This window comes from Streptomyces anandii JCM 4720 (genome assembly GCF_014650655.1).
GTDB lineage: Bacteria > Actinomycetota > Actinomycetes > Streptomycetales > Streptomycetaceae > Streptomyces > Streptomyces anandii.
On the sequence record NZ_BMVJ01000025.1, the window covers coordinates 47,664 to 59,211 of the forward strand.

General features: G+C 72.9%; 11 protein-coding genes and 1 pseudogene. 6 read left to right on the forward strand and 6 right to left on the reverse strand.

The features are described 5' to 3' along the window. The 3 genes from IE249_RS39040 to fxsA all read left to right on the forward strand — a co-directional run. A partial coding sequence (locus tag IE249_RS39040; RefSeq protein ID WP_229859627.1) for an amidohydrolase family protein occupies positions 1–824 on the forward strand: 824 nt, incomplete at its 5' end. Positions 825–1,379: 555 nt separating this feature from the next. Continuing rightward, positions 1,380–2,180, forward strand: a complete 801-nt coding sequence (locus IE249_RS30920; protein WP_189710116.1) for a polyprenol monophosphomannose synthase — start codon at positions 1,380–1,382, stop codon at positions 2,178–2,180. A gap of 41 nt (positions 2,181–2,221) precedes the next feature. Further along, the gene (gene fxsA, locus IE249_RS30925) at positions 2,222–2,788 is read left to right on the forward strand and encodes an FxsA family membrane protein (RefSeq protein ID WP_189710118.1); all 567 of its coding nucleotides are present in this window, start codon (positions 2,222–2,224) and stop codon (positions 2,786–2,788) included. Between the two features lie 97 nt (positions 2,789–2,885). Here the strand turns inward: fxsA and IE249_RS30930 are convergent, their stop codons facing one another. The 4 genes from IE249_RS30930 to yczE form a co-directional block, all read right to left on the reverse strand. Then, positions 2,886–3,260: an RNA polymerase-binding protein RbpA gene (locus IE249_RS30930; RefSeq protein ID WP_003977404.1), complete on the reverse strand. Its 375-nt coding sequence runs from the start codon at positions 3,258–3,260 to the stop codon at positions 2,886–2,888. A gap of 279 nt (positions 3,261–3,539) precedes the next feature. Continuing rightward, positions 3,540–4,886 carry an MFS transporter gene (locus IE249_RS30935; protein WP_189710120.1) on the reverse strand — a complete coding sequence of 449 codons (1,347 nt, stop codon included), beginning with the start codon at positions 4,884–4,886 and terminating at the stop codon, positions 3,540–3,542. Positions 4,887–4,945: 59 nt separating this feature from the next. After that, positions 4,946–5,713 carry a glycerophosphodiester phosphodiesterase family protein gene (locus IE249_RS30940; RefSeq protein WP_189710122.1) on the reverse strand — a complete coding sequence of 256 codons (768 nt, stop codon included), beginning with the start codon at positions 5,711–5,713 and terminating at the stop codon, positions 4,946–4,948. Next, positions 5,710–6,363 carry a membrane protein YczE gene (gene yczE, locus IE249_RS30945; RefSeq protein WP_189710124.1) on the reverse strand — a complete coding sequence of 218 codons (654 nt, stop codon included), beginning with the start codon at positions 6,361–6,363 and terminating at the stop codon, positions 5,710–5,712. The genes IE249_RS30940 and yczE overlap by 4 nt, the downstream gene beginning before the upstream one ends. Before the next feature lie 99 nt (positions 6,364–6,462). Between yczE and IE249_RS30950 the strand changes: the two genes are divergently transcribed. Further along, the gene (locus tag IE249_RS30950) at positions 6,463–7,962 is read left to right on the forward strand and encodes an SCO1417 family PLP biosynthesis transcription factor (RefSeq protein ID WP_189710126.1); all 1,500 of its coding nucleotides are present in this window, start codon (positions 6,463–6,465) and stop codon (positions 7,960–7,962) included. Between the two features lie 19 nt (positions 7,963–7,981). On the opposite strand, the gene IE249_RS30955 is transcribed toward IE249_RS30950, so the two are convergent. Then, positions 7,982–9,562, reverse strand: coding sequence for a P-loop NTPase family protein (locus IE249_RS30955; RefSeq protein ID WP_189710128.1), 1,581 nt, complete (start codon positions 9,560–9,562; stop codon positions 7,982–7,984). Between the two features lie 43 nt (positions 9,563–9,605). Then, on the reverse strand, positions 9,606–9,800 hold the full coding sequence (locus IE249_RS30960; protein WP_189710130.1) for a hypothetical protein: 195 nt from the start codon (positions 9,798–9,800) through the stop codon (positions 9,606–9,608). A 326-nt stretch (positions 9,801–10,126) separates the two neighbouring features. On the opposite strand from IE249_RS30960, the gene IE249_RS30965 reads away from it, so the two are divergent. Both IE249_RS30965 and IE249_RS39045 read left to right on the forward strand, forming a co-directional pair. After that, complete coding sequence (locus IE249_RS30965) at positions 10,127–10,519, forward strand: ankyrin repeat domain-containing protein (protein WP_189710132.1); 393 nt, start codon at positions 10,127–10,129, stop codon at positions 10,517–10,519. A 324-nt stretch (positions 10,520–10,843) separates the two neighbouring features. Next, positions 10,844–11,548: pseudogene (locus IE249_RS39045) on the forward strand (HEAT repeat domain-containing protein); the annotation flags it as partial.

An 11,548-nucleotide genomic window follows, 5' to 3' on the forward strand; every position in this document is an offset into this window, starting at 1 on the left:
GCGCGGCCGGCGACCTCTTCGCGGACGGCTCCATCGGCTCGCACACCGCCTGCCTGCACTCCCCGTACGCCGACGCCGACCACACCGGCACCCCCTATCTCGACGCTGCCGCCGTCGCCGCCCACGTCACCGCCTGCACCGAGGCCGGCCTCCAGGCGGGCTTCCACGCCATCGGCGACGCCGCCGTCACGGCCGTCGTGGACGGCGTGCGCGCCGCCGCCGAGAAGACCGGCCTGGCCCGGATCCGCGCCGCCCGGCACCGCGTCGAGCACGCCGAGATGCTCACCCCCGAGACCGTCGCGGCCTTCGCCGAGCTGGGCCTCACCGCGTCCGTGCAGCCGGCGTTCGACGCGCTGTGGGGCGGCGAGCACGGCATGTACGCCCAGCGGCTCGGCGCGGAGCGGGCCCGCACCCTCAACCCCTTCGCCGCCCTGCTGCGCGCCGGCGTCCCGCTCGCCTTCGGCTCCGACAGCCCGGTCACCCCCCTCGACCCGTGGGGCACGGTGCGCGCGGCCGCCTTCCACCGCACGCCCGGGCACCGCGTCTCCGTGCGGGCCGCGTTCACCGCGCACACGCGCGGGGGCTGGCGGGCCGTCGGCCGCGACGACGCCGGCGTCCTGGTGCCCGGCGCCCCCGCCGACTACGCCGTCTGGCGCACCGGCGAACTCGTCGTCCAGGCCCCCGACGACCGGGTCGCGCGCTGGTCGACGGACCCGCGCTCGGGCACCCCCGGCCTGCCCGACCTGGACCCGGACCGTGACCTGCCCGTCTGCCTGCGGACCGTGGTGGGCGGACGGACGGTGTTCGTACGGCCGGGCGAGTGATCTCCCGGGGTGGCGCGGCGGCCAAGATCGCCCGCCGCAGCGTCGCACGACCTGCGCATCCTCCGCACCGGCCTGGAAGGCGGCAGGGTCCGCGCAGGTCAGGGGCCTGTTTGACAGGCGACGGCAGGGGGCCGGTAGGTTCTGCCGGGTCCACCACCGCCACGCCCGGCCGGGGAACTTCCGTACCCGCGTCGCAGTGCCGCTGGGTCAGGGACGGTGTGCCGCACCGGGTCACCGTCACTGGGAGCCAGGCTCAGCGTCCGCGTCGGCGGGGGAGCGTTCCGGACGGTCGGCAAGGTGTGACCCGGGTGGGGCCCGGACGCTCAGTAGACAACGGCTTTCGGTCGATCCGCAGCCAGCGGGTCCGAGGTCGGCCCGAAGGGCGCCGGGCCCCCATCCGCAGACCGCTTCCGGCGATCATCCCCGTGATCATCCCAAAAGAGCACTCTTACCCCGCTCTTGTGCAACCGACACCCCCGTACGACCGTGGTGTCACGTCCTCGCAGGCCGTGACCACTATGGTGGTCCCCTGCGTACGGAAATGAAGGGGCAGCAGTGAACCACGGCGACGGCACCCTCGCGGCTCGAACCCAGGACAGGCGGTTCGGTCCGCTCGGCACGGCTCTGGTGATCATTCCGACCTACAACGAGGCGGAGAACATCAAGGCGATCGTGGGCCGGGTGCGCAAGGCCGTCCCCGAGGCGCACGTCCTCGTGGCCGACGACAACAGCCCCGACGGCACCGGCAAGCTCGCCGACGAACTGGCCGCCGAGGACGGGCAGGTGCACGTGCTGCACCGCAAGGGCAAGGAGGGCCTCGGCGCCGCCTATCTGGCCGGCTTCCGCTGGGGCCTGGAGCGCGACTACGGCGTGCTGATCGAGATGGACGCCGACGGCTCCCACCAGCCCGAGGAACTGCCCCGGCTGCTGACCGCGCTCAAGGGCGCCGACCTGGTGCTCGGCTCCCGCTGGGTGCCGGGCGGCCGCGTGGTGAACTGGCCGCGCTCGCGCGAGTTCCTCTCCCGCGGCGGCAGCACCTACTCGCGGCTCATGCTCGACGTGCCGATCCGCGACGTCACAGGCGGCTACCGGGCGTTCCGGCGCGAGACCCTGGAGGGCCTCGGACTGGACCGGGTCGCCTCCCAGGGGTACTGCTTCCAGGTGGACCTGGCCCGCCGCGCGGTCCGGGCCGGCTACCACGTGGTCGAGGTGCCGATCACCTTCGTGGAGCGGGAGCTCGGCGACTCCAAGATGAGCCGGGACATCGTCGTGGAGGCGCTGTGGCGGGTCACGTCCTGGGGCGTACGGGAGAGGGTGAGCAAGCTCACCGGCCGACGCGGCGGGAGCTCGCGGTAGCCCTTGTCCCGCACTGAGCGGGGCCCAGGCACACTGGAAGCATGACGACAGGCGTTCCGACCTCTTCGCACTCCACCCGGCCCGTCCGGCCGCGGCGCTCGCGCGTGCGCAGGTATCTGCCGCTCGCCGTCGCCGTCTGGCTGGTGCTGGAGATCTGGCTGCTGACGGTGGTCGCGGGCGCGGCGGGTGGCCCGACCGTGTTCCTGCTGCTCGTGGCAGGGTTCGTGGGGGGCGCCGCGGTGATGAAGCGCGCGGGGCGCCGCGCGTTCCAGAATCTGAACGAGGCGGTCCAGCGCGGCGGCACCCCGTCCTCGCGCCGCGGTGGCAACGGCTGGCTGATGCTGGCCGGCCTGCTCCTGATGATCCCCGGCATGATCTCGGACGCGCTCGGACTGCTCCTGCTGATCCCGCCGGTGCAGCGCGCCGTCGGCCGGCTCGCCGAGCGGACGGTCGAGCGCAAGCTGCGCGTCTCCGCCCCCGGCACCCTGGGCGACGCCTTCCAGCAGGTCCGCATCCACCGCCCGGACGGCAAGGTCGTCCCGGGCGAGGTCGTCAGGGAGCGGCAGGACGACGGCCCGGAGGATCCGCGCCGTCCGCTGACCCGCTGAGGACGACCCGGACAGGCCGAGGGCGCCGTACGTGAAGACGTACGGCGCCCTCGGCGACTCACGTGCTCCGGAAGACCGGCCCGGCCGCCCGCGGGAACTAAGCGCTCTTGCGGCTGTCCCGAGGATGAACGGCGATGTTCATCGCACCGGACCGCAGCACGGCCAGACGCTCCTCGAGGACCTCTTCGAGCTCCTCACGGGTGCGCCGCTCCATCAACATGTCCCAGTGCGTACGCGCAGGCTTGGCCTTCTTCTCTTCAGGTCCGTCGCCATCCACGAGGAGTGCCTGGGCCCCGCAGACCTTGCACTCCCACTCCGGCGGGATCTCCGCCTCGACCGAGAAGGGCATCTCGAAGCGGTGCCCCTTCTCGCATGCGTACTCCACGGCCTGGCGCGGAGCCAGGTCGATACCGCGGTCCGTCTCGTAGCTGGTCACCACGAGGCGCGTGCCGCGAAGAGCTCGCTCACTCATGAATCGTGCCTCCCGGGCTTGTCGCCCACAGGACAGGTGTCGCTGTCGTCGTCATCCGGTCAACGTCCGGTCGGCGGTAAAGATTCCCGTTCCGATGTCCCGTTCCGGGTCATGCGTCGCCGTCGTAGCCGCAGCCTTGTCAACCAGTGCAGTACCCACCGGCGCCCGGTTTGTCACATCTGCTAGGAGATGTCACCCAGCGTTTCGGCATCTTTGACGCGCAGTAACGGTACGCCTGGCAGGCCAAACGCGTACACTACAGCCCTTTCGCCCCGAGTGCTAAATCCGATCAGGGACCGGATTGCCCGCGTCGCGGATCGCCCGCCCCACCGGCACCCGCGCGAGCAGCAGGAACCCGATGGCGAAGAAGGCCACCAGCGAGACGATCGCGTCCCGGTAGCTCCCGGTCAGCTGGTAGGTCACGCCGAACAGCAGCGGCCCCAGCCAGCTCATGCCCCGGTCGCTCATCTCGTACGCCGAGAAGTACTCGGCCTCCTTCCCCGGCGGCACCAGGTGCGAGAACAGCGACCGCGACAGCGCCTGACTGCCCCCGAGGACCAGCCCGATCCCGGCCGCCAGCACGAAGAACCACACCGGCCGCCCGGCAGGCAGGAAGAACCCGGCCGCCAGCGTCACCGTCCAGGCGACCAGCGAGCCGAGGATCGTGCGCTTCGCCCCGTACGTCCGGGCGAGCCGCCCCATGCCCAGGGCCCCCGCCACCGCCAGCACCTGCACCATCAGCACCGCGGTGATCAGCGTCGACTGGCCCAGGCCCAGCTCCTCGGAGCCGTAGACGGACGCCTGGGAGATCACCGTCTGGATGCCGTCGTTGTAGACGAGATAGGCCAGCAGGAAGGCCAGAGTGAGTGGTTTGCGTCGCATGTCCCGGATGGTGGCGGCCAGTTGACGCCAGCCGTGCACCGGCGGCGCCACGGCGGCCGTACGGCGGTCGCGCAGCCGCCTCAGCGGTACGAGCGTGAACAGTCCCCACCACAGACCCGCCGAGGCCAGACAGATCCGCACCGCCATCGCCTCGGACACGCCGAAGGAGCCGTGGGCGGTGAACAGCACCAGGTTGGCGATCAGCACGAACGAGCCCGCCGCGTAGCCGAAGGCCCAGCCGCGCGAGGAGACCGCGTCGCGCTCCTCGGGCGGGGCGATCTGCGGGAGATAGGAGTTGTAGACGACCATCGACACGGCCACCGAGGCGTTGGCGACGATCAGCAGGAACCCGCCCAGCAGATAGCGGTGGCCGTCGAGGAAGAACAGACCCGTGGTGGCGCCCGCGCCCGTGTAGGCGGCGGCCGCGAGCAGCGGCTTCTTGCGGCCGGTGCGGTCCGCGGCGGCGCCCGCGAGCGGCATCACCAGGATCGCCACGATCACGGACGCCGAGACGCAGTAGGCGAAGAACGACCCGGACCGCACGGGTATCCCCAGCGGGTGCACGAACCCGTCCGCGTCCGCCGCGGACCGTGCCACCGAGGTGAGATAGGGGCCGAGGAACACGGTGAGCACGCTCGTCGAGTAGACGGAGCAGGCCCAGTCGTAGAAGTACCAGCCGCGCTGCTCGCGCCGCCGCCCGGTGGCCTCGTCGGCCACCTGTGCCCGCACGGTGTCGGTGCCCACCCGTGCCCTCGCTTCCCCGCTGAAGTCGCCGCGCCGGCCCGCCGGGAGGGGCGGCGGGCTCAGACCCAGACGCCCCGGTCCTCCATGACCTCGCGCAACGTGTCGATGTGATCGGTCATGATGCCATCGACACCGAGATCCAGGAGCCGGTGCATCCGCTTCGGTTCGTTGACCGTCCACACGTGCACGTGCAGCCCGCGCGCGTGGGCGGCGCGCAGGAACAGCGGATCGACCACCGGGACGCCCGACTGCGACACCGGCACCTGCGCGGCGACGGCCGAGCGGCGCAGCGCGGCCGGCACACCCCAGGAGCGCAGCCGCAGACCCAGCACCCCGCGCGTGCCGTACGACGTCGCCAGGCGGGGCCCGGCCAGCCGCTGCGCCCGGACCACCCGCGCCTCGGAGAAGGAGCCCACGCACACGCGCCCCCACGCGCCATGGCGCTCGACCAGCTCCAGCAGGGGAAGCAGCGCCGGCTCCGCCTTGACGTCGATGTTCCAGCGCACCTCGGGGAAGGTCTCCAGCAGCTCCTCGAACAGCGGCACCGGCTCCCGGCCGCCCACGCGCGCGTGCCGCACGTCCTCCCAGGGCAGGTCCGCGATCCGGCCCGAGCCGTCGGTGACCCGGTCCAGGGTCGTGTCGTGGAACGCGACCAGCCGGCCGTCCGCGGTGGCGTGCACATCCGTCTCGATGTAGCGGTAGCCGAGCGCGACCGCGCGCCGGAACTGCGCCACCGTGTTCTCCACGCCGTCGGCGGCCCCGCCGCGGTGCGCGAAGGCTATGGGGCCCGGATGGTCGAGGTAGGGGTGGCGTACGTGCGTGGTCACGGACGCAGTATCGCCCCTTCGGGTGTACCGGCGGCAACGACGGCGCCGCCCGCGGCCACCGCCGGGACGTCGAACACGCGCAGGAAGAGCTGGGCGAGCGGGCCGATCGCGACCGCGTACAGCAGCGTGCCGATGCCGATGGTGCCGCCGAGGAGGAAGCCGGTGACGACGACCGTCACCTCGACTACCGTCCGCATCAGGCGGATCGAGCGGCCGGTGCGCCGGTGCAGACCGGTCATCAGACCGTCCCGCGGGCCCGGTCCGAAGCGGGCGGCGATGTAGAGGCCGGTGGCCACCCCGTTGAGCACGATGCCCGCCAGCATCAGAGGGATCCGGACGGCCAGGGTGCGGGCGTCCGGCAGCACGGCGAGCGTGCCGTCCATGGCGAGGCCGACCACGAAGACGTTGGAGACCGTGCCGAGGCCCGGACGCTGGCGCAGCGGGATCCACAGCAGCAGCACCGCCGCGCCCACGACGATGGACACCACGCCGATCGTCAGGCCGGTGAGCTCGGCGAGGCCCTGGTGGAGCACGTTCCACGGTTCCAGGCCGAGGCCGGCCTCCACGAGCAGCGCGGAACTCGCGCCGTACAGCGCGAGGCCCGCGTAGAGCTGGATCAGTCGGCGCCCGAGGCGGGCCTGCGTGGACAAAGCGTCCCCCTGGTGGTGGAAGTGGCCTGGTGCATGACACTCTGTGGCGGGGGCAGGAGACCCATCCATGGCCAATTCGGGGAAGGTGGACTGATCGGCATGGCGCAGTGGACCTCGGCGGTGGGCGCGACGCAGCTGGCCCGGCTGCTCAACTCCCAGCAGGACCGCCCGGCGGGCCCGGGCACGCGCCGCCCGCCCGCCTACCGCGCGCTCGCCGACGGCGTGCGGCTGCTGGTGCTCGAAGGCCGCGTGCCGGTCGCCGCCCGGCTGCCCGCCGAGCGGGAACTGGCCCTCGCCCTGTCCGTCAGCCGCACCACGGTCGCCGCCGCCTACGAGGCGCTGCGCACCGAGGGCTTCCTGGAGTCCCGGCGCGGCGCGGGCAGCTGGACCGCGGTGCCGGCCGGCAACCCGCTTCCCGCGCGGGGCCTCGAACCGCTGCCGCCGGAGGCCCTCGGCTCGATGATCGACCTGGGCACCGCCGCGCTGCCCGCCCCCGAACCCTGGCTCACCCGCGCCGTCCAGGGCGCCCTGGAGGAACTGCCGCCGTACGCCCACACGCACGGCGACTACCCGGCCGGGCTCCCCGCCCTGCGCGCGATGATCGCCGAGCGCTACACCGCGCGCGGGATACCCACCATGCCCGAGCAGATCATGGTCACGACCGGCGCCATGGGCGCCATCGACGCCATCTGCCACCTCTTCGGCGGCCGCGGCGAGCGCATCGCGGTGGAGTCGCCGAGCTACGCCAACATCCTCCAGCTGATGCGCGAGGCCGGCGCCCGGCTGGTGCCGGTGGCCATGGCCGAGGGGCTCACCGGCTGGGACCTGGACCGCTGGCGCCAGGTGCTGCGCGAGGCCGCGCCCCGGATCGCCTACGTCGTCGCCGACTTCCACAACCCGACCGGCGCCCTCGCCGACGAGGACCAGCGCCGCCGCCTGGTGGAGGCCGCCCGGTCGGCCGGGACCGTGCTCGTCGTGGACGAGACCATGAGCGAGCTGTACCTGGAGCCGGGGCTGGAGATGCCCCGGCGGGTGTGCGGCTTCGACCCGGCCGGCTCCACGGTCATCACCGTGGGTTCCGCCAGCAAGGCGTTCTGGGCCGGGATGCGCATCGGCTGGGTGCGCGCCGCACCCGACGTGATCCGCAGTCTCGTCGCCGCCCGCGCGTACGCCGACCTCGGCACCCCGGTGCTGGAGCAACTGGCCGTGAACTGGCTGTTCAGCACCGGCGGCTGGGAACAGGCCGTCGAGGTGCGGCGCGGCCAGGCCCGGGAGAACCGGGACGCGCTGGTCGCGGCGGTCCGGCGCGAGCTGCCCGACTGGGAGTTCGAGGTCCCCCAGGGCGGCCTGACCCTGTGGGTGCGCACCGGCGGCCTCTCGGGCTCCCGCCTGGCCGAGGCCGGCGAACGCGTCGGCGTACGGGTGCCGTCCGGCCCGCGCTTCGGCGTCGACGGCGCCTTCGAGGGCTATGTGCGGCTGCCCTTCACCGTGGGCGGAGCGGTCGCCGAGGAGGCTGCGACCCGCCTCGCGGCCGCGGCCCGCCTGGTCACCACAGGAGCCCCGGGCGGCGGCGAACCACCGAGGACGTTCGTGGCGTAGCCGGGCGGACCCGGGTGCGTCAGGAAGGTTCCGCTACGGCGGCCTCCGTGGCTACGGGGGTGTCCTCCGGGACCGTTTCGCCGTCCGCCGGGGTCGTCTTCGGCGGGAGGAGGTCCAGCACCGCCTCGCGGTGGGCCTTGCTCGCCGAGTCGTCGTAGGGATCGGGTGTCGCCGGGACCTGGAGGCGGTGCACGGCGCCCGTGCCCAGCCGCGCGTATCCGCGCCCGGGCGGGACGACGGAGAGCGGGGTGGTGTGCGGCGGCGCCCCGAGGACCGCCTTGAGCTGCTCCGGCGTCGCCGGCCCGAGCACGACACGCGCGCGCGTGTGCTGCCGTACGGCGTCGCCCAGCGCCTCCGCGCTGTCGAACTGCTCGGCCACGACCACGGTCACGTTGACCGCGCGCCCGTGCCGCAGTGGCACCTGCAGCAGCGCCTGCGGGTCCTTGCGGCCGTCCGCGTCCGCGAGGTGGGTGAAGGCGGTGGGCCGGTCCAGCAGCAGCCACAGGGGCCGCTTGGTGTCGTCCGGCGGCGGATGCCCCGCCTGCCGTGCGCGGTTGACGGCGATGAGCCGGCGCTCGGTCTCCGTGGCCGCCCATTCCAGACTGGCCAGCACCCCGGCCAGCCCGCACTCCACCGCGAGGACCCCGTCGCGCCCGGTCAGGCACGCGTACTCACCGGTGCCGCCGCCGTCGACGATCAGCACGTCGCCGTTCTGCAGTGCCTGCAGCGCGATGGAGCGCAGCAGCGTGGAGGTGCCGCTGCCGGGCTGTCCGAGCGCCAGCAGATGCGGCTCGGTGGAGCGCAGCCCGGTGCGCCACAGCACCGGCGGGACGTCGCGTTTCTCCTCGCCGTAGGCGAGGGGCACGGTGCGCTGGACCTCGCTGGGGTCGGTGAAGCCGAGCACGGTCTCGCCCGGCGCGGTCACGAAGCGCTGTGCGGGGACGTCGGCGGGCAGCGGGGACAGGGCCGTGACCGTCAGCTGGTTGCCCTCCTCGTCCCAGCCGAACAGGTACTCCCGGCCGCGGCCGGCCTTGGCCGTGAGCAGGTGCTCGACGCGCGCACGGGACTCCGCCTCCCCGTCGGTGAAGTACGCGGGGTAGCGGATCAGCAGATGGGACACGCGGCCGGAGTCGTCGAAGTCGTAGGAGGGGAAGGCCTTCTCCCACTCCCCGCCGTGCGCGTACAGCGGCGCCGGGTCCTCGGCGGCCGAGAAGTACGGCACCAGTGCCTCGTACAGCGCGGACAGGCGCTGCGCGCGCGACTCGTCGGGGCCCTCGGACCGCGCGGGGCTGCGGTCGCGGCCCTGCCAGGCGGCCGCCGCCGTCACCACGAGCGCGGCGAGCAGCGGGCCGTACGGCACCAGCGCCACCACCAGGATCAGCGAGGCCACCAGGAACAGCAGCGGCCCGCGGCGGTCCTTGGGCGTGTCCACCCACCTGCGCCGCCCGGCCGAGGCCAGCCGGCGCAGACCCCGGGACACGGTGATCAGCGGGTGCAGGACGTCGGTGGCGCTGTCGGCCGCCGTCCGGGCCAGCTCTCGGCTCCGGGCGAGCTGCGCGCCTCCGGTGCTCAGAATGCGGGGGAGGGGACGCCGGGCCACTGCTGCCTCCTGGGTGTGCTGCGTGGGGTGACGGGCGGGGGCGTCAGAACCTCATGCCGCCGAGCAGGCTCGCCAGGCTCTCGCCGCCGGCTCTGATGGTCGGCGCGATGGTCGTGCTCGCGAGGTAGAACCCGAACAGGATCGACACGCACGCGTGCGAGGGCTTGAGTCCGTCCTTGCGGAAGAAGATGAAGCCGATGACGCCGAACAGGACGACGCCTGAGATGGAGAGGATCATGGGAGGTCTCCTGGTGTCGAGAGGGGACAGTCACCCTGAGTTCTTCCAGCATCACAGCATGTATCCATATGACAAAAGGTGCAACCGGGTGAATTTCGTTCGATTTCCTCCCCTTGGCGGAGCCGGACCGGGTGGTTGACCGGCCGCATGCGCCCGACCGTGTGCACGCGGCGTGGATGATCTTTACCTCGGGCACATCGGGTCATGTGCCGCACGAGCCAGTACCCTGGCGATTCACCCGTACGGACGGCGCCGGCCGGCACCGCACGCCGCCCGTACGCTTGCTCCCGCAGTGCCGACGTTCGCAGTGAGAGGCGGTCCGTCCGATGAGTGAAGCCCCCGACCCCGAGGTCGTGGAGCTGGCGACCAGGATCTTCGATCTGGCCCGGCAGGGCCGGACCGAGGCGCTCGTCGCCTACGTCGACGCGGGCGTCCCGGCCGACCTCACCAACGACCGGGGCGACAGCCTGGTGATGCTCGCCGCCTACCACGGCCACGCCGACGCGGTACGCGCCCTGCTGGCCCGCGGTGCCGAGGCCGACCGCGTCAACGACCGTGGCCAGACACCACTCGCGGGCGCGGTCTTCAAGGGTGAGCAGGACGTCATCGACGTCCTGCTCGAGGCCGGTGCGGACCCCTCCGCGGGCACGCCGTCGGCGGTGGACACGGCCAGGATGTTCGGCAAGACGGACCTGCTGCGGCTGTTCGGCGAGCAGTGATCCCCGGGGCCGCGGACAGCCGCCGCGACCCCTTTGGACAGGCACGACACGGAAAACGGGGGAGGCGGTACGGGGCCGCCGGAAATATCGGTCGCGGCAGCTTGCGGGCCGGGTCATCATGACGTCGTGATTCACGGACGCGATGGCTGGGCAGGTGTTGCCGCACCGCGCGGGCCGTGATGCGGTCCGCATGGGCCACCGACGAGAGGCAGAGGAAGATGGTCTACAGCAAGCTAGAGACGGCGGGCGCTCCGACGTGTTGTCGCGTAGCCAGGTAATGCGTGTTCCCCGGTTGCGTCGACGCTTGATGTGAGGCTGTTTCCCATGTTCGAACCGGTCATAGCGCCCAGCGGCACGCTGCTCGGCCTGCTCCAGCGGGGCCGCGGCGACGGCACTCTGCACGCGCTCACCGCCCCGCGCGCCGAAGCGCTCACGGCGCTGAACCACTGTGTGCTGCGCGATCCCCGCCACGACTGGCAGGTGGAGAACCGCTCCCTGTACTACGCCCGGCTCTTCCTCGACCTGAACGGCGAGCTGGACGCCGTGGAGGCGCACCTCTTCGACCCCGAGGACGTCCTCGACACCGACGAGTCCCGCACCGGACTCGCCCTCGCCGTCCTCGGGCACCTCGCCTCCTACGGCAGGCGCGACGCCCTCGCCCTGCTGCGGCGGTACGCGGCCACGGGCGCAAACTGGGCCTGGGCCCTGGACGAGCTGGCACTCAGGGACGACGACGCCGGTCTGCGCTCCCTGGCCGCGCCCGTCCTCGCGCGCTTCGCCACCGACGCCGAGGGCGAGGCCGAACTGGCCGCCGCCGTACGCGACGCCTTCGAACCGCGGCCCTGGCGGCTGTGGGCCGAGGACACCCGCGAGCCGATCGCCACGCGCGTGCGTGCCGCCCACGAGGCCGGCTGTTTCGACCGCTGGCAGCGGCAGATGCGGCCCACCGGGCCACGTCCCGGCTGGAGCGTGCGAGCCGTGTTCGAGTGGGCCCAGCAGGGCCTCGAACGGGGCACCGCGCTGCATGTG

What these genes read in the sequence shown, in the direction of transcription:
- IE249_RS30950 (WP_189710126.1), top strand. Translation starts at nt 6,463, where the DNA reads ATGGCGCAGTGGACCTCGGCGGTGGGCGCGACGCAGCTGGCCCGGCTG.
- IE249_RS30965 (WP_189710132.1), top strand. Translation starts at nt 10,127, where the DNA reads ATGAGTGAAGCCCCCGACCCCGAGGTCGTGGAGCTGGCGACCAGGATC.
- IE249_RS30960 (WP_189710130.1), bottom strand. Translation starts at nt 9,800, where the DNA reads ATGATCCTCTCCATCTCAGGCGTCGTCCTGTTCGGCGTCATCGGCTTC.
- fxsA (WP_189710118.1), top strand. Translation starts at nt 2,222, where the DNA reads ATGACGACAGGCGTTCCGACCTCTTCGCACTCCACCCGGCCCGTCCGG.
- IE249_RS30930 (WP_003977404.1), bottom strand. Translation starts at nt 3,260, where the DNA reads ATGAGTGAGCGAGCTCTTCGCGGCACGCGCCTCGTGGTGACCAGCTAC.